The 20150-nt window shown below is 34.7% G+C and carries 24 protein-coding genes; 18 read left to right on the top strand and 6 right to left on the bottom strand.

Features of this window, described 5'->3' with window-relative positions:
• The first annotated feature begins 6 nt into the window (after window positions 1-6).
• The gene (locus SJY34_RS07810; protein ID WP_400080941.1) at window positions 7-810 is read left to right on the top strand and encodes a hypothetical protein; all 804 of its coding nucleotides are present in this window, start codon (window positions 7-9) and stop codon (window positions 808-810) included.
• Here the strand turns inward: SJY34_RS07810 and SJY34_RS07805 are convergent.
• A complete protein-coding gene (locus SJY34_RS07805; RefSeq protein WP_400080938.1) occupies window positions 807-2084 on the bottom strand; it encodes a replication-associated recombination protein A in 1278 nt (425 codons plus the stop codon). The two genes, SJY34_RS07810 and SJY34_RS07805, sit on opposite strands and share 4 nt — an antisense overlap.
• A 116-nt stretch (window positions 2085-2200) precedes the next feature.
• Here SJY34_RS07805 and SJY34_RS07800 point away from each other — a divergent pair, with 116 nt between their 5' ends.
• Entirely contained in the window at window positions 2201-2947 is a 747-nt protein-coding gene (locus SJY34_RS07800) for a rhomboid family intramembrane serine protease (RefSeq protein WP_400080935.1), read from the top strand.
• On the opposite strand, the gene rlmB is transcribed toward SJY34_RS07800, so the two are convergent.
• From rlmB to SJY34_RS07775, 5 genes are all read right to left on the bottom strand, one after another.
• Window positions 2944-3678, bottom strand: a complete 735-nt coding sequence (rlmB, locus tag SJY34_RS07795; RefSeq protein WP_400080933.1) for a 23S rRNA (guanosine(2251)-2'-O)-methyltransferase RlmB — start codon at window positions 3676-3678, stop codon at window positions 2944-2946. The two genes, SJY34_RS07800 and rlmB, sit on opposite strands and share 4 nt — an antisense overlap.
• Before the next feature lie 147 nt (window positions 3679-3825).
• Window positions 3826-5475, bottom strand: coding sequence for a RagB/SusD family nutrient uptake outer membrane protein (locus tag SJY34_RS07790; protein WP_400080931.1), 1650 nt, complete (start codon window positions 5473-5475; stop codon window positions 3826-3828).
• 11 nt (window positions 5476-5486) lie between these two features.
• Window positions 5487-8609: a SusC/RagA family TonB-linked outer membrane protein gene (locus tag SJY34_RS07785; RefSeq protein ID WP_400080928.1), complete on the bottom strand. Its 3123-nt coding sequence runs from the start codon at window positions 8607-8609 to the stop codon at window positions 5487-5489.
• A 446-nt stretch (window positions 8610-9055) separates the two neighbouring features.
• Window positions 9056-9262, bottom strand: coding sequence for a hypothetical protein (locus tag SJY34_RS07780; RefSeq protein WP_400080926.1), 207 nt, complete (start codon window positions 9260-9262; stop codon window positions 9056-9058).
• Between the two features lie 147 nt (window positions 9263-9409).
• Complete coding sequence (locus tag SJY34_RS07775; RefSeq protein ID WP_400080923.1) at window positions 9410-11098, bottom strand: POTRA domain-containing protein; 1689 nt, start codon at window positions 11096-11098, stop codon at window positions 9410-9412.
• A 179-nt stretch (window positions 11099-11277) separates the two neighbouring features.
• On the opposite strand from SJY34_RS07775, the gene rpsL reads away from it, so the two are divergent.
• The 16 genes from rpsL (at window position 11278) to rplX (ending at window position 20150) form a co-directional block, all read left to right on the top strand.
• Window positions 11278-11652 carry a 30S ribosomal protein S12 gene (gene rpsL / locus SJY34_RS07770; RefSeq protein ID WP_008269190.1) on the top strand — a complete coding sequence of 125 codons (375 nt, stop codon included), beginning with the start codon at window positions 11278-11280 and terminating at the stop codon, window positions 11650-11652.
• Window positions 11653-11674: 22 nt separating this feature from the next.
• A complete protein-coding gene (gene rpsG, locus SJY34_RS07765) occupies window positions 11675-12151 on the top strand; it encodes a 30S ribosomal protein S7 (protein WP_186846742.1) in 477 nt (158 codons plus the stop codon).
• 6 nt (window positions 12152-12157) lie between these two features.
• Window positions 12158-14284 carry an elongation factor G gene (fusA, locus tag SJY34_RS07760; RefSeq protein ID WP_400080918.1) on the top strand — a complete coding sequence of 709 codons (2127 nt, stop codon included), beginning with the start codon at window positions 12158-12160 and terminating at the stop codon, window positions 14282-14284.
• A 12-nt stretch (window positions 14285-14296) separates the two neighbouring features.
• Window positions 14297-14602: a 30S ribosomal protein S10 gene (rpsJ, locus tag SJY34_RS07755; RefSeq protein WP_007650482.1), complete on the top strand. Its 306-nt coding sequence runs from the start codon at window positions 14297-14299 to the stop codon at window positions 14600-14602.
• Between the two features lie 126 nt (window positions 14603-14728).
• The gene (gene rplC, locus SJY34_RS07750; protein ID WP_400080915.1) at window positions 14729-15346 is read left to right on the top strand and encodes a 50S ribosomal protein L3; all 618 of its coding nucleotides are present in this window, start codon (window positions 14729-14731) and stop codon (window positions 15344-15346) included.
• Complete coding sequence (gene rplD / locus SJY34_RS07745; protein WP_400080912.1) at window positions 15346-15975, top strand: 50S ribosomal protein L4; 630 nt, start codon at window positions 15346-15348, stop codon at window positions 15973-15975. Before rplC ends, rplD begins: the two co-directional genes overlap by 1 nt.
• Before the next feature lie 6 nt (window positions 15976-15981).
• Window positions 15982-16272, top strand: coding sequence for a 50S ribosomal protein L23 (rplW, locus tag SJY34_RS07740; protein WP_008269182.1), 291 nt, complete (start codon window positions 15982-15984; stop codon window positions 16270-16272).
• 8 nt (window positions 16273-16280) lie between these two features.
• Window positions 16281-17108, top strand: coding sequence for a 50S ribosomal protein L2 (gene rplB / locus SJY34_RS07735; RefSeq protein WP_400080909.1), 828 nt, complete (start codon window positions 16281-16283; stop codon window positions 17106-17108).
• A gap of 10 nt (window positions 17109-17118) precedes the next feature.
• Window positions 17119-17397 (top strand): 30S ribosomal protein S19, encoded by a 279-nt coding sequence (gene rpsS / locus SJY34_RS07730; RefSeq protein ID WP_008269180.1) that lies wholly within the window; start codon window positions 17119-17121, stop codon window positions 17395-17397.
• Between the two features lie 5 nt (window positions 17398-17402).
• Window positions 17403-17810 carry a 50S ribosomal protein L22 gene (rplV, locus tag SJY34_RS07725; protein WP_400080906.1) on the top strand — a complete coding sequence of 136 codons (408 nt, stop codon included), beginning with the start codon at window positions 17403-17405 and terminating at the stop codon, window positions 17808-17810.
• Between the two features lie 9 nt (window positions 17811-17819).
• A complete protein-coding gene (gene rpsC, locus SJY34_RS07720) occupies window positions 17820-18536 on the top strand; it encodes a 30S ribosomal protein S3 (RefSeq protein ID WP_400080903.1) in 717 nt (238 codons plus the stop codon).
• Between the two features lie 20 nt (window positions 18537-18556).
• Entirely contained in the window at window positions 18557-18976 is a 420-nt protein-coding gene (gene rplP, locus SJY34_RS07715) for a 50S ribosomal protein L16 (RefSeq protein WP_400080900.1), read from the top strand.
• 12 nt (window positions 18977-18988) lie between these two features.
• Complete coding sequence (gene rpmC / locus SJY34_RS07710) at window positions 18989-19180, top strand: 50S ribosomal protein L29 (RefSeq protein ID WP_045468987.1); 192 nt, start codon at window positions 18989-18991, stop codon at window positions 19178-19180.
• 17 nt (window positions 19181-19197) lie between these two features.
• Window positions 19198-19455: a 30S ribosomal protein S17 gene (gene rpsQ / locus SJY34_RS07705; RefSeq protein ID WP_092469501.1), complete on the top strand. Its 258-nt coding sequence runs from the start codon at window positions 19198-19200 to the stop codon at window positions 19453-19455.
• Between the two features lie 2 nt (window positions 19456-19457).
• Window positions 19458-19826 (top strand): 50S ribosomal protein L14, encoded by a 369-nt coding sequence (rplN, locus tag SJY34_RS07700; protein ID WP_299125488.1) that lies wholly within the window; start codon window positions 19458-19460, stop codon window positions 19824-19826.
• 12 nt (window positions 19827-19838) lie between these two features.
• Window positions 19839-20150 carry a 50S ribosomal protein L24 gene (gene rplX, locus SJY34_RS07695; protein ID WP_400080896.1) on the top strand — a complete coding sequence of 104 codons (312 nt, stop codon included), beginning with the start codon at window positions 19839-19841 and terminating at the stop codon, window positions 20148-20150.

Here is a 20150-nt window from a genome sequence, read left to right as displayed (position 1 = left end):
TACATGATGAGAAAGTTATTAATACTTAGTATTTTATTATGCTTTGCTTTTAAAGCAGAGTCTCAAACAGAATTAAATAACTATAAATATATAGTTGTACCCTTACAGTATGATTTTTTGAAAGGCCAGGATGTTTACAGATTAAACACACTGACTAAATTTTTATTTAAGAAAAGTGAATTTGATGTTTATTTTGAAAAACAACAACTTCCAGAAGATTTATTCAAAGATAGATGTTTAGCTTTATATGCAGATGTTAAAAATGTAAATGGAGGATTTAGAAAAATGGGACTTGAAATTACATTAAGGGATTGTAAAGGTGAGTTAATTTTTAAATCTGATGTAGGCAAGTCTGGTGATAATAATCATGAAAAGAGACATCAAAGCGCTTTAAGGAATGCTTTTGAATCTATCGAAGCACTAAATTATAAGTTCGAGCCAATATTAAAGAATGAGCTTAAATCGACAGAGAAAATCGAAGAGTTGAAAGGAATAGAAGAAGTTGTTGAGTCAAAACCAGAAGCCATTATCGAGTCAGAAAACAAAATTGAAATTCCTAGTATTAAATCAGAAAAAGAACCAATAATTGAGGAAAAAGAAAACCTATTAATGGCTTCAACTATAGATAATGGTTTTCAAATTGTAGATCAAAATAATAACGATGTCATGGTATTACTTAGTACTGCAGCTGTGGGTGTCTTTATTGTAAAAGGGGAGGACGCCATAGTGTTTAAAGAAAATGGTAAATGGGTGTATTCTGCGAATGATGGTGATGTTGTTCTAAGAAAAATTTTAAGTATTAAATTCTAATACCCATATTTTTCTTTCCAGAGTGATTTTAAGTAATTACGCTGTGCTTGTTCTCTAGTATTGTTTCCAGGTTCATAAAGTTTAGTGTTCTTTATATCTTCAGGAAGAAACTCTTGTTCAGCAAAGTTGTTTTCATAGCTATGCGAGTATTTATATTGGTCGCCATATCCTAATTCTTTCATCAATTTTGTTGGAGCATTTCTAATGGATAAAGGCACAGATAAATCACCTGTTTCTCTAACTAGTTGCTGAGCCTTGTTTATAGCTTCGTAAGCGGCATTACTTTTAGGAGAACTCGCTAAATAGGTTGCACATTGGCTTAAAATAATTCTGGACTCAGGATTACCAATTACAGAAACCGCCTGAAACGTATTATTTGCAATCACTAAAGCTGTTGGATTGGCATTACCAACATCTTCACTTGCTAAAATTAAAAGTCGTCTGGCAATAAATTTCACATCTTCACCACCTTCTATCATTCTTGCTAAATAGTAAACTGCCGCGTTTGGATCACTTCCACGAATCGATTTTATAAAAGCCGAAATAATATCGTAATGTTGCTCCCCAGTTTTATCGTATCGTGCCGCTTTATTTTGTACCTGTTTCATTACTAAATCGTTAGTAATAATGATAGGTTCTTCTTCGAAAGCGGTAACAAGTAATTCAAAAATATTAAGTAGTTTTCTGGCATCTCCACCAGATAATCTAAGTAAAGCTTCAGTTTCTTTTAGTTCAATATTTAGTTTTGAAATCGTTTCATCTTCCGATAAAGCACGTTCTAATAATGCTTCTAAATCAGCTTTACTAAAAGCATTTAAAGTATAAACTTGGCATCTAGATAGTAATGCAGAAATCACTTCAAAACTTGGGTTTTCAGTTGTTGCACCAATCAAAGTTACCCAACCCTTCTCAACAGCTTCTAAAAGTGAATCTTGCTGTGATTTGCTAAAACGATGAATTTCATCAATAAATAAGATTGGGTTTTTTGCCGTAAACAAACCACCACTTTTTTTGGCTTTATCAATCACCTCTCTAATATCTTTTACACCAGAGTTAATAGCACTGAGTTTAAAAAACGGACGTTCAGATTCGTTCGCAATTACATTAGCCAATGTTGTTTTACCAATACCTGGTGGTCCCCAAAGTATAAGAGAAGGAATAATTCCGCTTTTAATTTGTTGATAGAGCATACCATCTTTTTCCACCAAATGTTGTTGACTTAAGTAGTCATTTAGTGTTTTTGGACGTAGTCTTTCAGCTAACGGAGTATTCATAATTCAAAATTACAAAATGTGGTTGAGAGTTTTGGAGATAAAAGGAAGACTTCTGACAATATTTCATATAATTAGTCTTTGGCTATAAATTTGAATAAAGGTTATAAATTTACAATATGTCTTCAGAGCAATTCAAATATTCTAATAGTGTCATCTTATATCCTTTGATGATTCTATTCTCCATTTGGCTGGTGTTTTGGTATCAAGTTAGAATAGATCAAGGTATTAAAGCTTATGGAATAAGACCGCAAGAACTCGATGGCCTATTGGGTGTTTTTTCAAGTCCATTATTACATGGTGATATAGACCATATTTACAATAATTCCATCCCTCTTTTTGTATTGTCTTTAGCCTTATTCTATTTCTATAGAAAAATAGCTTGGAAGGTCATTCTATACGGTATTCTTATATCAGGAATTTTAACTTGGTTTATAGCAAGTCGAGGGAATCATATCGGAGCTAGTGGATTGATTTATGTGTTGGTTAGTTTTATTTTTTTTAAAGGTATTTTTGCGAAACATTATCGACTTATTGCGCTTTCCTTAATGGTTATTTTTCTATATGGAAGTATGATCTGGTATGTTTTTCCTATAAAAAGTGGTATGTCTTGGGAAGGCCATTTAAGTGGTTTAATTACTGGATTTATATTTGCTCTGATATTTAGAAAACAAGTGGCTAAGCCAGAACGCTACAAATGGGAACAATCAGATTATAATGAAGAGGATGACCCATTTATGCGCCATTTTGATGAAGACGGAAACTTTATAGAGCTCGAACCAGAACCTGAATTCGAACTGGAAGGTGAATCTGAACTTGATAAAATCTCAAAAATCAATTACATATTTAAGAAAAGAGAAGATTAGCTGCGTTGTCTCACAGCTTCATACAAAAAAGCACCGCAAGCTACAGATACATTCAAAGATTCTATTTCTCCTAAAATAGGAAGCTTAGCTTTGTCGTCTACCACTTTTAAAACTGAAGGATTAATACCTCTTCCCTCTGAGCCCATAATAATGGCACATGGTTCTTTAAACGATACATCATATAAAAAATCATCAGCTTTTTCTGTAGCTGCTATTACTTTTATTCCAGAGGACTGCATATGGAAAACAGCATCTTTTATATGGTCTACCTTGCAAATCGGTATTTTAAAAATAGCTCCAGCACTTGTTTTTATTGTATCACCGTTTATTGGAGCTCCACCCTTTTTCTGAATGATAATGCCATTGACTCCTGTGCATTCTGCGGTACGGACAATGGCTCCAAAATTTCTAACATCACTTAGTTGGTCGAGAAGTAAAAATAAAGGTGTTTTGCCAGACTCAATAACTTGCATCACTAAATCATCTATATTATGAAATTCAATAGGCGAAATTTGAGCTACAGCACCTTGATGATTGCCTCGCGTTAATCGGTTTAGTTTCTCAATTGGCACATAAGATGAGTTAATACCTTCAGTACGCAATAAATGCTCAAGTTCTTGAAATAGTTCCCCTCGTAGCCCTTTTTGAACAAAAACTTTATCAATAGTTTCACCAGATTTGATGGCTTCTATAATAGCTCTTATTCCAAAAATTGTAGTTTCATTTTTCATCCAGCAAAGGTATACATAAAGAATTCTCTAATAAAATACAATTGATAAAGAAAAGAGGGCTTCTTAAAAATAAGTAATCTCCAACAGTTGTTTACCGTTGGAGATTACATTAGAATAGTTATAGACTAACTACAAATAATTCAATAATTAATTTTGATCACCTGAACCAAGATTTGGATTGGCATTAATCTCCGCTTGAGGGATTTTAAAGATCCAATCATCATTAGTTGAAGGTCTTTCTATTTGATATGCTTGTTGATAAAGAACTTCAGAAGCTCCAGAGCCGCCATCTGCAGCATGATCAATACCTTCGTCCCAACGAATCTTATCGGTATAGCCGAAGCCTTCTCCCCAAAGTTCAAGACGTCTTTGAAATTTAATGTGTTCCATTAAACTCTCTTGAGTATTATAAATTGTAACATCATAGGCACTATCACGTTCTTCGCCTAATGGTCTTAAAGCATCTTGAGCACCAGTGACATCATTCATCATAGCTTTTGCTTCTGCTTCAATTAAATACATTTCTGAAGAACGCATGTAAACAACATCATCAGGGTCAATAGTACCAGGGTTGGCTTGCTTCAGCTTAAAATGCATGTAAGGGTGCGTGTTATGTCCTGAGACTAAACCATACTCAGCTTTAATAGCGGCCTCGGCAGCATCAAATTCTTCTTCAGTTGTATATAAAGGATTTGTATTGTTGTCCCAGCCACCTTCTCCATTGGCAGCTGAGGAATTTGTGTTTGGTGCATCTTTTAAAAAGACTTTTGCTCTATAATCTGTCGCAGGAATCGCGTCAACCAATCTTCGGTCACCAATTTTTGGATTATTTCTTATTTGGCTTCCATTAAATGTGTTGCTTGCGAGATAAAAATAAGAACGAAAGAATGTTGTTTCAGCTTCAATGACATGACTTCCCCATATAACTTCAGGTAGCGTATTGGTGTTTAAACCAGATAACCAATCGGTCTCATCCATAATAGGAAATCCATCTCTTGCTGCTACAGCTGATGTTGCAGCGGTCGTCCAATCTCCTTTAGATAGTGCCCAGCGTGCTTTTAGACCATGCGCTACATTGATATTTAATTGTGATTTTGCTGCAGCTCCACTACCAGTTCTTCCAGTTCCATTTTCAAATGCGGCAATAGCATCATTTAAATCCAATTCAATTTGGTCATAGATTTCCTGTACAGTAGATCTTCCCTCACTTGTAAAAGGAGACTCAGAAGAAAACAATAACGGTACTCCTGGATCTGTAGCAGGATTACCAATTAAATAACCTCTTCCGTAATGCTGTACTAAAGATAAATAGGCATAAGCTCTATACGTATAGGCTTGTCCTAATATCTCATTTAAATCAGCAGTCTCAGTAAAACCACTATCTGCGATACCGTTAATTAATAGGTTGGCATGTAAGATGATGTTATATCTATGATACCATAACAACTCGTTGGTGGTAGAAGTCGGAATGGTGTGGTCGTTCCATTGCATGGTATTTCTCCATCCTAAATTATTTGCATTTGCAGAGTGAATGAGATACCCTGCTAAATTATCTCCCATTGGCACCCAAAAGTGATTATTGGCTCTAATCGTACTTCCACCGGGAAATACATTTTGAGATTGAGTGTATAGCCCTCTGTGCACACCATTGAGCACAAGTTGCATGTTTTCTACACTAGCTAAGGCATCTGCAGCCGATATAGCGTCGGTAGGCGTTCTTTCAAGATACTCTTCTTGACATGAATTGACAGATATTAGTAAAAATATCAGTGTTAAAAATTTTAATTTATATGACATAACTAATTTTTTTAAAATGAAACATTTAATCCTAATGATATAATTCTCGTTATGGCGAAATTATTACCTTGACTTAATCCAAACCGACTTCCTTGAGGGTTTAAACCGTCTCTTTTACTTTTAAAGAATAGATTTTCCCCAGTTAAATTGATGGTCAAGTTATCTAATCCTAGATTATCAATAAGTGTTTTATCAAATCTATAGCTTAAACTCGCATTCCTTAAATTGAAAAATGAAGCGTCGGTTATAAATCTGTCGGATTGAGTCTGTACTTGTGTAACATTTCCGTTTTCTAATCTAGGGACATCGGTAATATCTCCAGGTTCTCTCCAAGCATTTAAGGCGTCTACGTGAAATGCTCTTCCGTAATTACCGCTGTGCATCATCCCTGCATAATCATTATCCAAGAAACTACCTCCAATACCATAAGTGATTAAGAAATCAAAAGTAAAGTTTTTATAGCTGACTGTGTTGGCAACAGACCCTAAGAAGTCTGGTACAGCAGTATCTCCTGTATAGGCTCTTTCCGTTTCTGTCCAATCATTTGTTGTCTCATGATTACCATTCACATCCAAAACAGGCACACTTTCGTTGTTTTCATCAAACTCGTACATAAAATATAATTGATCTCCAGTTTCTGGATCTACACCAGCGGTTCTAAATAAAAAGAAATCGAATGCAGAGCGACCTTCTGCCCAACGCTTACTTCCACTAATAAAGGGATCTGGTAGGCTAGTAATTTCATTCTTTTGAAGCGTTCCGAGTAATGTAAGATCCCAAGTAAAATCGTTTTTATTCAAAAGATGCGCGGTTAATCCGAATTCCCACCCCGTATTTTTTAAGTCTCCAGCGTTAACGGGTACAACGTTTAATCCATTACTTGGTGCAATAGGTAAATTGTATAAAAGATCTGTTGAGTTTCTCTCGTAGTATTCTATAGATCCATCTATAAAATTATCAAATAATCCAAACTCTAAGGCCACATCAAAACTTTCTGAAGTTTCCCATAAAAGATCGGCATTTCCAATATCTGTAAATAAAATCGCAGGACTAGCAGCATTAGATGTAATGTTGAATCTTGCTTGAGATAAATAACTATCGTTTAATTGGTCATTACCTATTTCTCCATAAGAAGCTCTAATTTTTAATTGGTCTAGCCAAGAAATGTTCTGCATAAATTCTTCTTGGTCTATACGCCATGACGCTCCAACTGCATAAAATGTTCCCCATCTTACATCAGTTTGGAAGACCGAAGACCCATCTGTTCTAACCGATCCGTTTAAATAATATTTATTATCAAAATTGTATAATGCTCTAAAAAAGTAACTTTCTAAAGCTCTATCGAAGGTAGCACCATCGAGATCTACAATATTAGAAAAATTTGCAAATTCGTAAATACCACTGGCGGCTTGTATAGTAGCTAGACCATCTAAATCGCTAATTGCGGTTTCATAGCTTTCATGGCCTCCAGTAAGATCGATATTATGACTACCAAAATTCTTTATGTAACTCAAGGTTTGTGTAAAGGTTTCCGTATCTCTTCTCGCACGTCTTTGGTCCAATCTACCTACCGGTTGTGCGTCACCAATTATTGGATTCTCATATTCACTTGAAAAGAAATCAGTCATATCTCGACCATAATTTAGTCTAAAAGTTAAACCGTCTATAATACTTAGTTCACCAAACATTCTAAATCCGTATGTGTTATTTTGGGTAAGTTCTCTATTCAAAACTAATTCTTGTATGGCATGACGTCCTTGATTTACAGGTCGAGACCCGATATTAAAATCAGAAAATCCTTCACCATTGTCCCATACACGGTTTCCTAACTCATCCCTAACAATATTTCCTTGTAGGTCGTTAACAAATACCGGATATATAGAGCCTATATTTTGAGCGAAGGTAAATGGATTAACAATACTGCCAGAACCTGCTGAGCTCGGTGCATTGGCATTAGTTAACGCCATATTTACACTACCACCAATTTTAATGCGATTACTAACTTGAAATTCTCCATTTAATCTAGCGGTTATACGATCAAAATCAGAAGTGATAATATAACTTTCATCATCTAAATAAGATACTGAGAAAAATACAGAGTGATCTTCACCACCAGCCGAAACATTCACATTGTAATTATTTCTTGTTGCATTACGCTCTAATTCGTCAAACCAATCTAAACTTTGATAAATGACTTGGGCATTAGGATTAAGTCTACCATCCGTACCCACAATTTGGTCATTAGGCACATTAAATGGATTGTATCCCAATTGGTTATAAATGTTATCACTAGCAAACTGTGGATCTCCATTTCCAGCGCTAGAATTCTTGAGTGCCTCCCACATCAACTCATAATACTGACCTGGTCCGACTGTATCGTATAGTGGAGTTCCACGTGACACAAAACCTGATGAAGCACTTGCACTAACTTTTAATTCATTTTTCTTACCTGTTTTTGTGGTAATAATAACGACACCATTTGCAGCTCTTGAACCATATAATGATGTTGAAGCGGCATCCTTAAGAACAGTAAAAGAAGCAATATCTTCCTGATTAAGCGTATTGATCGGCGCATTATATTGTACTCCATCAACAATATATAGCGGATCAGTAGAACCATTTAAAGTTCCAACACCTCTAATAATAACTCCTGGAGAATCTCCAGGTCCTTGAGGTGAAGTAAATTGTATACCAGTTGCTCTACCTTCTATACCTTCAATAGGTGAAGTAACATTTCTAGTTTCCAATTGTTTTGCACCGATGACACTAGCAGAACCAGTAAATGCCTCTTTAGTGGTCGTACCATAGGCAACTACGACTACCTCGTCTAAACTAGAGGTGTCTTCTTCCATTGTTGCGTTTATGGTATTAGAACTACCAACTGTTATTTCTTGCGTCTTTAAACCCAAATAACTGATAACAATTACATCACCAACGCTGGCTTGTAATGAGTATTTACCATCAAAGTCGGTTTGTGTGCCTGTATTTGTGCCTTTAATTATTACATTCACACCTGGCAAGGGAAGTCCTGAATTATCAGATACAACACCTGAAATTGTTTTTTGTTGTGCAAAGGTAAGCTGCACAATGAACACTAATAAAAGTGTTAAAATTCCTTTAAATTTTGTTTTCATATTTCTAGTGATTAGTTGAGATTTCCTCAAAATTGCTAATAAAAAGTTAATTTTCCAATAATAAAATCATAAATAATAATAATTCATTACGAATTATTTATTGACCTGTATCAGATGAGCTCATAAAGATTAATAAGTATACCTCAGGAAAAGCCAACTAAAAAAGCTATGATCTAAAATAATTTAAGATGAACAATTGTAAAAGTTAATTTTTACTAATTATTCCATATTCTGATTGAATCTTAAAGAAGTATTTCCGTTTGCTCTTTCTGATAAATCGATGATATTTGTGTTGGTTTCATCAACCTTACTTCCTCAAACCTTGTCATCTTCAACTTTATGTATTGTAGTATCTGAGTTGATACGAATTTTATCTTTTTTAGCAATAGCTTCTTATGCTAAGACTATCTGATCAAAACCTGAAATACTTAAATTATTACAACGTGTTAAATCCGATTCAATTTTATTAGATTACCCGGTGTTAAATCACGTCCTGAAAATGCAGCATAATCGGGTTCATATTTAGTATCTCTAAATTTAGCGTTAGCAAAATTAGAGGAATCATCTTCTTGAGTTAATATTGGGCAATTGTAAAATCTTACAGGACTAACATATTGCGAAACAATATCTTCTGTTTTTTTGTATGATTTCAAAAAACCTTGAGAAATTTCTGTTGTGCTAAAAGTATTTTTGTGAATATTTAAATTTGAATACTAAGTAATAGAGTAAAAAGTAATTTCTAAACATAGAAGTCATTCTTCTTTATAACATCGCAAATTTCTCATGTTAATTTACGTTTCTTAGAAAGTAGCTGTTAAACTCACATGAACTTTAGAATCCGATAATTTAAATTGTCTGTTTTCTGTCTTTCCACTAGAATAATTTAAGCGAAATAAACCAGCATTAGTTAGCAAACCTAATCCAAATCCAAAACCAAAGAGCTTTTCCTTACTATCAGTTAATTGGTTTTCAAAATAAGCAGCATCGATTACTGAGTGCACATATATTGTATTACTTAAACGATAACGATATTCAGTGTTAATTACACCAAATAGGTTGGCTACTAAACTATTCTCTTCAAATCCACGAATAGAATTGATACCACCAAAACGAAATAACTCATTATCTAGGTAATCATCCGAAGTTAATACTGCACCATTTAGCCTAGTATATATACTATTCTTATTATTGAGGTTAAATATTTTATATGTGTCTAAATTAAATACACTTTGGTTTTGTTTTCCAAAGTTATTATCTCTACTGCCAAAACCAGAAGATATATCAAACCAAAAATTAATTGGGAATAAGGGGTCGTAAAATTGAGGTTTGTTAAAATTGTAATTTAAAGTATAGTAATTAGACTTGTAATCATTTAAAACGGCAGTATCGTTTTCAAGTAGATTTGTTGAATTTGTTGAAGTTATTCCTACGCCAATTCTATGTTGTGCATTAATCTGATAATTCAACTTTGCAGACTGATTTGCATTTAAAAACGTAGAATCTTTCCTAAAAATTTTGAGACCAACTTGAAGCCCAATAGGTGAACTAAATAAATATGGTAAATCTGCATCCACTCTAAAGGTCTGCTGATCTATTTCATCGCTTTTATAAAATAGATTTAAAGTTTCACCATAATTGAGGTTATTAATTAGTCTTAAGTCTAAGTAACCATCAAATTCAATCTTATTGGTATTTTCATTAGTTCCAAAACCTAAAAACCCATCAAAGTTATTAGTTCTAGTTTTTTCTACATATATATAGAGTGCAGTAGAATCTTTAGTAAATAGAACCTCTGGATCTTTAATTTTACTGGCAAAACGTAAATCTTCTAATAACTCAACTTTTTCTTTAATGTCATTTAAGTTGAAAGATTTTTCGGTTCTTAATTTTAGAAATCTTTTTATAAAAGATTGCGGAAATTTTTCGTAGCCTTTAACTATTATTTTATCGATACGTCGTTTTTGGTTTTTTACGATTTTTAATTCTGCTGAAATTAAATCAAAACTCAATTTCGAAATATTTATCAGTTGTAAGGTAGAAAACGGATCACCTTCTTCTGCTATTATAGCGTTTAATTTGTTTAAAGAATTTTCAAGCTGATTTATTTCAAGTTCAAAAAAAAGATTACCAGCTTTATGGTCAATTAGATTTAAAAATTCAGTATTAAAATTTGAGTCATAATAAACCCTTATAGAATTTACTCTTTGACCAAGGAAAATTTGAGCTGTAAAAACAGTATCATTTTTTTTGCTAATACTTTCAATTAGTGCATCAATATAGCCACGTCTTGTTAGTTTCTTTTTTAGTGATTTTAATTCAACTTCAAGATTTTTGTAATTATCAAAACTATTTTTATAACCTAAAGAGTCTATAGTTTTTGTTTTTGATTTAGTTTCAGCTTTAAGTTCTAATTTAATTGATTGCGCTATTAATTGATTAGAATAGACTAATAGTAAAAGAGATAAAGAAAAAAAACGCAATGTGGTCATTAATGAAAAATGGAACTATAGATATAATGTAACGTAAAAATAGACCTTATTATATATGTGTAAAATGAAACTGTAAATTTCTTTAAAAAATAAATTCTCAACTATTTGAATAATTGATATTAATTCCTACCTTTGCAGCCCTCAAAAGTGAGGGTTAATAAAATTTTATATAGAAATATATGCCAACAATTTCACAATTAGTACGAAAAGGAAGAGCCAAAATAACCAAGAAGAGTAAATCGGCTGCTTTAGATTCGTGTCCTCAGAGACGTGGTGTATGTACTCGTGTTTATACAACGACACCTAAAAAACCTAACTCAGCAATGCGTAAGGTGGCAAGGGTTCGTTTAACAAACGGAAACGAGGTTAATGCATACATTGGTGGAGAGGGTCACAATTTACAAGAGCACTCGATAGTATTGGTTAGAGGTGGAAGGGTAAAAGATTTGCCGGGAGTTAGATATCACATCGTTCGTGGTGCATTAGATACAGCAGGTGTTGCTGGTCGCACACAACGTAGATCTAAGTATGGTGCAAAACGCCCTAAAAAGTAATTTAAAACTTTAAGAAGAAGACATGAGAAAAAGAGCAGCAAAAAAGAGACCGCTTTTACCAGATCCAAAATTTAACGATCAGTTAGTAACACGTTTTGTTAACATGATGATGTGGGATGGTAAGAAGTCTGTAGCTTTTAAAGTATTCTATGATGCAATTGATATTGTTGAAGAGAAAAAGAACGACGAAGAAAAAACAGCTTTAGAGGTTTGGAAAGACGCTTTATCTAATGTGATGCCTCACGTAGAAGTACGCAGTCGTCGTGTTGGTGGTGCAACATTCCAAATTCCAATGCAAATTCGTCCAGATCGTAAAGTTTCTACTGCGATGAAATGGTTAATTAGCTATTCTCGTAAAAGAAATGAAAAATCTATGGCACAACGATTAGCTGCAGAAGTATTAGCTGCTGCTAAAGAAGAAGGTGCAGCCGTTAAGAAAAGAGTTGATACTCACAAAATGGCAGAAGCAAACAAAGCATTCTCTCACTTTAGATTTTAATAAGAAATGGCAAGAGATTTAAAATTCACAAGAAATATAGGTATTGCTGCTCACATTGATGCAGGAAAAACTACTACTACAGAACGTATTCTTTATTATACAGGTGTTTCTCACAAAATTGGTGAAGTACATGATGGTGCTGCAACAATGGACTGGATGGAGCAAGAGCAAGAAAGAGGTATTACAATTACTTCTGCTGCTACAACTTGTACATGGGAGTTTCCAATTGAAAATGGAAAGCCAACTCCAGATACTAAAGGATACCATTTTAACATTATTGACACACCAGGTCACGTTGATTTTACGGTTGAGGTAAATCGTTCGTTACGTGTTCTTGATGGTTTAGTATTCTTATTTAGTGCAGTTGATGGTGTAGAGCCACAATCTGAAACTAACTGGAGACTAGCGGATAACTATAAAGTGCCACGTATCGGTTTCGTTAATAAAATGGACCGTCAAGGATCTAACTTTTTAGGTGTTTGTCAGCAAGTAAAAGACATGTTAAAGTCTAATGCAGTGCCAATCGTATTAAACATTGGTGACGAAATAGATTTTAAAGGTATTATAGATTTAGTTAAGAATAGAGCTATTGTATGGCATGATGAAACTCAAGGGGCAACTTTTGATGTTATTGAAATTCCAGAAGAACTTAAAGAAGAAGCTAGAAAATATAGAGCTTTATTAATTGAGGAAGTAGCAAGTTACGATGAGAACTTATTAGAAAAGTTCATGGAAGATGAAGATTCAATTACAGAAGACGAAGTGCATGCTGCGCTTAGAGCTGCTGTAATGGATATGGCAATCATTCCTATGATTTGTGGTTCTGCTTTTAAAAATAAAGGTGTACAATTCTTATTAGATGCTGTATGTCGTTACTTACCTTCTCCAGTAGATAAGGAAGGTATCGTTGGTATGAATCCAGATACTGAGCAAGAAGAAATTCGTAAGCCAGATGTAAAGGAGCCATTCGCTGCTTTAGCATTTAAAATTGCTACTGATCCTTTTGTAGGTCGTTTAGCATTTTTCCGCGCCTATTCTGGTCGTTTAGATGCAGGTTCTTATGTATTGAATAACCGTTCAGGTAAAAAAGAACGTATATCTCGTATCTACCAAATGCATGCTAACAAGCAAAATGCAATTGATTTTATCGAAGCTGGTGATATTGGAGCTGCTGTTGGATTTAAATCTATCAAAACAGGAGATACATTAACAGCCGAAAAACATCCTATCGTTTTAGAATCTATGGATTTCCCTGACCCAGTAATTGGTATCGCTGTTGAGCCTAAGACTAAAGCTGATGTTGATAAATTAGGAATGGGCTTAGCTAAATTAGCTGAGGAAGATCCTACGTTTACAGTACGTTCAGACGAAGCTTCAGGACAGACGATTATTTCTGGAATGGGTGAGTTACACTTAGATGTAATTGTAGATCGTCTTAAAAGAGAATTTAAAGTTGAGGTTAACCAAGGTCAACCACAAGTTGAGTATAAAGAAGCTATCACACAAGCTGCTGATCATAGAGAAGTTTACAAAAAACAATCTGGTGGTCGTGGTAAATTTGCTGATATTGTATTTACAATTGAGCCAGCTGACGAAGGTCAGGTAGGATTACAATTTGAGTCTACCATTAAAGGTGGTAATGTTCCTAAAGAATTTATCCCTTCAATTGAAAAAGGATTTAAAATGGCTATGCAAAACGGTCCTCTTGCAGGATACGAAGTAGATTCTATGAAAGTCACTTTAAAGGATGGATCTTATCACGATGTGGATTCTGATCAATTATCATTCGAATTAGCTGCCAAGTTAGGATTCAAAAATTCTGCTAAAGCTGCTAAAGCAGTAATTATGGAGCCAATTATGAAATTGGAAGTAATTACACCAGAAGAAAATATGGGTGATATTGTTGGTGATTTAAATAGAAGAAGAGGTCAAGTAAGTGACATGGGAGATAGAGCTGGTGCAAAAACTGTAAAAGCTACTGTGCCATTATCTGAAATGTTTGGTTATGTAACAACATTGAGAACATTATCTTCAGGTAGAGCAACATCAACAATGGAATTTTCACATTATGCTGAGACTCCTAAGAATATTTCAGAGGAAGTAATTGCAGCAGCAAAAGGCGTAGAAGCTTAAAACTAAAAGAAAATGAGTCAGAAAATTAGAATAAAATTAAAGTCTTACGATCATAATTTAGTTGACAAGTCTGCTGATAAGATTGTAAAAACAGTAAAAAGTACAGGTGCTGTAGTAACGGGTCCAATTCCATTACCAACACACAAGAAAATTTTCACTGTATTACGTTCACCACACGTTAACAAGAAGTCGAGAGAACAATTTCAATTAAGCTCTTACAAGAGATTATTAGATATTTACTCTTCATCTTCTAAGACAATTGATGCTTTAATGAAACTTGAATTACCAAGTGGAGTAGAAGTTGAGATTAAGGTGTAATTGAACACTAACATGTCCTAAGCTGCGAGCGAAGGAAAGACGGTAAAAAATACAATTCAAGGCTGAAACGTATTTTTCAGCCTTGAGTTTTAAATAACAAATAGTAATAATTAATAAATAATAAATATGTCTGGGTTAATTGGAAAAAAAATCGGTATGACCAGCATCTTCGATGAAAATGGAAAGAATATTCCATGTACAGTAATCGAAGCTGGACCATGTATCGTTACCCAAGTCAGAACTGAAGAAGTGGATGGTTATAATGCACTTCAATTAGGTTTCGATGACGCGACAGAAAAAAACGCTACTAAGGCTGACATTGGTCATGCTAAAAAAGCGGGTACTTCTGTAAAACGCAAAGTCGTTGAATTCAAAGGTTTTGATGCGGAGTACAAATTAGGTGATTCAATCACCGTTGAGCAATTTACAGAAGGAGAATTTGTGGATATCGCAGGTACTTCTAAAGGTAAAGGTTTTCAAGGTGTAGTAAAACGTCACGGTTTCGGTGGTGTAGGCCAAGCAACACATGGTCAACACAACCGTTTAAGAGCACCAGGTTCTATTGGTGCAGCTTCTTATCCTGCGAGAGTATTCAAAGGAATGAAGATGGCCGGAAGAATGGGCGGTGAAACAGTAAAAGTTCAAAATTTAAGAGTTTATAAAGTAGTTCCAGAAAAGAACTTACTTGTTGTAAAAGGATGTGTTCCTGGTCACAAGAATTCTTATGTAACTATTGAGAAGTAATGAAAGTAGCAGTTTTAGATATAAACGGAAAAGATACGGGTAGAAAAGCTGAGCTTTCTAAAGACGTATTCGCTATTGAGCCTAATAATCATGCTGTCTATTTAGATGTTAAGCAATACTTAGCAAACCAAAGACAAGGAACGCATAAGGCTAAAGAAAGAGCAGAGATTGCTGGTAGTACACGAAAGATTAAAAAACAAAAAGGAACTGGTACAGCACGTGCAGGTTCAATTAAGTCTGGTGTATTTAAAGGTGGTGGTCGTATGTTTGGTCCTAGACCAAGAAATTACGGTTTTAAATTAAACAAGAACGTAAAGCGATTAGCACGTAAATCTGCATTAAGTATTAAGGCAAATGATAAGTCAATAATGGTATTGGAAGACTTCAATTTTGAAGCTCCAAAAACTAAAAACTTTGTCAATGTTTTAAAGGCTTTAGAGGTTGAAAACAAAAAATCTCTTATTGTGTTGGGTGGCTTAAATAATAATGTATATTTGTCATCACGCAATTTTAAAGGGTCTGAGGTTGTAACAGCTTCAGAATTAAGTACTTATAAAATAATGAATGCTAACAAAGTTATTCTGTTAGAAGGTGCTTTAGAAGGAATTGAATCGAATTTAAGTAAATAGAAACAGATGAGTATCTTAATAAAACCTATAATCACAGAAAAAGCAACCATGCAGAGTGAGTTGTTAAATGCTTATGCATTTGAAGTGAATACAAAGGCGAACAAGGTAGAAATCAAAAAAGCGGTTGAAGCTGCTTATGGAGTTTCTGTTGAAAAAGTTCGTACGATAAATGTCCGTCCAGAAAGAAGAACTCGTTTTACAAAAACGGGTGTTCAACATGGTAAAACAAATGCTGTTAAAAAGGCAATTGTACAACTGGCGGAAGGTGAAACAATAGATTTATACGCTAACATGTAATTAGACTTATGTCAGTAAGAAAATTAAAACCAATCACATCGGCTCAGCGATTTAGAGTAGTAAATGGATTTGACGCCATAACTACTGATAAGCCGGAGAAAAGCTTGCTTGCTCCGAAAAAAAGATCTGGTGGTAGAAACAGTCAAGGAAAAATGACCATGCGCCAATTAGGTGGAGGTCATAAGAAAAGGTATCGTATTATCGATTTTAAACGTAACAAAGCAGGTATTCCAGCTGAAGTTAAGTCAATCGAATACGATCCAAACAGAACAGCATTTATTGCTTTACTTAATTACCAAGATGGTGAGAAACGTTACGTTATCGCTCAGAATGGTTTGCAAGTTGGGCAAAAAATAGTGTCTGGTGAAACAGGTATTGCTCCAGAAATTGGTAATGCAATGCCACTTAGTGAAATCCCTTTAGGTACAATTATTTCTTGTATTGAGTTACGTCCAGGTCAAGGAGCTGTTATGGCTCGTAGTGCTGGTGCATTTGCTCAGTTAATGGCAAGAGATGGTAAGTTTGCTACAGTTAAACTTCCTTCAGGTGAAACTAGAATGATTTTGTCGACTTGCTTGGCAACAATTGGAGTTGTATCAAATTCAGATCATCAATTGCTAGTATCTGGTAAAGCAGGTAGAAGCAGATGGTTAGGAAGACGTCCAAGAGTAAGACCAGTAGTAATGAATCCAGTCGATCATCCAATGGGTGGTGGTGAAGGAAAATCTGCAGGTGGTCATCCTAGATCTAGAAACGGTATTCCTGCTAAAGGTTATAGAACGCGTTCTAAGACGAAAGCGAGTAATAAATATATTGTAGAACGTAGAAAGAAATAATTAAGATAGTATGGCACGTTCATTAAAAAAAGGACCTTATATCCATTATAAATTAGAAAAGAAAGTTGCTGAAAATGTAGCTTCAAACAAAAAGACGGTTATCAAAACTTGGTCTAGAGCATCAATGATTTCTCCAGATTTCGTTGGTCAGACTATAGCAGTTCACAATGGTCGTCAATTTGTTCCGGTTTACGTAACTGAAAACATGGTAGGTCACAAATTAGGAGAATTTTCACCAACGCGATCTTTTAGAGGTCATGCAGGTGCAAAGAATAAAGGTAAAAAATAAGAATCATGGGAAGTCGTAAAAAACAAATGGCGGAAGCTATTAAGGCTGAGAAGAAGCAGGTTGCTTTTGCTAAGCTAAATAACTGTCCTACATCGCCAAGAAAAATGCGTTTAGTAGCGGATTTAGTTAGAGGTGAAAAGGCTGAGAAAGCGTTGATGATTCTTAGATTTAGCCAAAAGGAAGCGTCGCGTCGTTTAGAGAAGTTAGTTATGTCAGCAATTGCGAACTGGCAAGCTAAAAATGAAGATGCTGATGTAGAGGAAGCTAATCTATTTATTAAAGAGATTAGAGTAGATGGCGGAACAATGTTAAAGCGTTTAAGACCAGCACCTCAAGGTAGAGCACATAGAATTAGAAAGCGTTCTAATCACGTAACAGTGGTCGTGGATGCATTAAATAAAACACAAAGCTAAGATAGAGATATGGGACAAAAAACAAATCCAATCGGAAATCGCTTAGGAATTATCAGAGGATGGGAATCTAACTGGTACGGAGGAAACGATTATGGTGATAAACTTGCCGAAGACGATAAGATTAGAAAGTATATTCATGCTCGTCTATCTAAAGCTAGTGTAAGTAGAGTAATTATTGAGCGTACGCTTAAACTTGTAACCGTTACTATCACTACTGCTAGACCTGGTATTATTATCGGTAAAGGTGGTCAAGAGGTAGATAAGTTAAAAGAAGAGCTTAAAAAGATTACTGGTAAAGAGGTTCAATTGAACATCTTTGAGATTAAAAGACCTGAACTAGATGCACATTTAGTAGCAGCAAGTGTTGCTCGTCAAATTGAAAGCCGAATTTCATACAGACGTGCAATTAAAATGGCAATCGCTGCAGCTATGCGTATGAATGCTGAAGGAATTAAAATTCAAATTAGTGGTCGTTTGAATGGTGCTGAAATGGCACGTTCTGAACACTATAAAGAAGGACGTATTCCTTTATCTACTTTTAGAGCTGATATTGATTACGCTCTAGTTGAAGCGCATACTACTTATGGTAGATTGGGTATCAAAGTTTGGATTATGAAAGGCGAAGTATATGGAAAAAGAGAGCTTTCTCCATTAGTTGGTCTATCTAAGCAAAAAGGAAAAGGTGGACGTGGTGGAAATAAGAACCAATCTCGTCGTAGAAAGTAATTTTTTAAAGAAAAGAAAAAATGTTACAGCCTAAAAGAACAAAATTTCGTAAGCAGCAGAAAGGTCGTATGAAAGGAAATGCTGGAAGAGGTCATTTGTTATCAAATGGTACCTTCGGTATTAAATCATTAGACTCGTCTTTTATAACTGCACGTCAAATAGAAGCAGCACGTATTGCCGCTACACGTTACATGAAAAGAGAAGGATCGTTATGGATTAAAATATTTCCAGACAAGCCTATTACAAAGAAACCTCTTGAAGTACGTATGGGTAAAGGTAAAGGTGCCGTTGAATATTGGGCAGCTGTTGTAAAGCCAGGACGTATGTTATTTGAAATCGGTGGAGTGCCATTAGACGTAGCTCAAGAAGCCTTGCGTTTAGCAGCACAGAAACTTCCAGTGAAGACTAAGTTTATCATAGCTAGAGATTACGAAGCTTAATAAAAAGATATTATGAAGCAATCAGAAATTAAACAGCTTTCAACAGCTGAGTTACAAGAGAAACTTAGTGAGACTAAAAAGAGTTATACAGACCTGAAAATGGCTCACGCTATATCTCCTTTAGAAAATCCAATACAGTTACGAGTTGCACGTCGCACAGTAGCTAGAGTGGCAACAGAATTAACTAATAGAGAAGTACAATAATTGTATTCTGCTGAAAGATGGAAAAAAGAAACTTAAGAAAAGAACGTATAGGGATAGTAACGAGTAACAAAATGGAGAAATCTATTGTGGTTGCTGAAGTTAAAAAAGTAAAACATCCTATGTATGGAAAATTCGTGTTAAAGACTAAGAAATATGTCGCACACGATGAGACAAATGACTGCAACGAAGGGGATACTGTAAAGATCATGGAAACACGACCTTTAAGTAAATCTAAATGTTGGAGATTAGTAGAAATAATTGAAAGAGCGAAGTAATTATGGTACAACAAGAATCAAGATTAAAAGTAGCTGACAACACTGGTGCAAAGGAAGTTTTAACTATCCGTGTACTAGGTGGAACTAAAAGAAGGTACGCTTCTGTAGGAGATAAAATTGTTGTGTCTGTTAAAGACGCTACTCCAAATGGAAGTATCAAAAAAGGTGCTGTTTCTACAGCAGTTGTTGTACGTACAGCTAAAGAAGTAAGACGCCCAGATGGCTCTTATATTAGATTTGACGACAACGCATGTGTACTTTTAAACCCAACTGGGGAAATGAGAGGAACACGTGTTTTTGGTCCTGTAGCTAGAGAACTTCGTGATAAACAATTCATGAAAATTGTATCATTAGCACCAGAAGTGCTTTAATTGATAAATAAGATGACAAAGCTTAAAATAAAATCAGGAGATACAGTGAAAGTAATTGCTGGAGATCATAAAGGATCTGAAGGTAAAGTACTTAAGGTATTAATAGATAAGAACAAAGCCATCGTAGAAGGCGTGAACATGGTTAAGAAACATACAAAACCAAGTGCACAGAGCCCACAAGGTGGAATTGTAGAGAAAGAAGCATCAATTCATATTTCAAACTTATCATTGCTAACTTCAAAAGGAGAAGCGACAAGAGTAGGTTATAGAATGGATGGCGATAATAAAGTAAGATTTTCTAAAAAATCTAATGAAGTAATTTAA

The sequence above is a fragment of the Winogradskyella sp. R77965 genome, from assembly GCF_044594915.1.
In the GTDB taxonomy this organism is placed as follows: domain Bacteria; phylum Bacteroidota; class Bacteroidia; order Flavobacteriales; family Flavobacteriaceae; genus Winogradskyella.
Note: the sequence above shows the minus strand (reverse complement) of the source record. Positions and strands in the feature narration are given on the sequence as shown.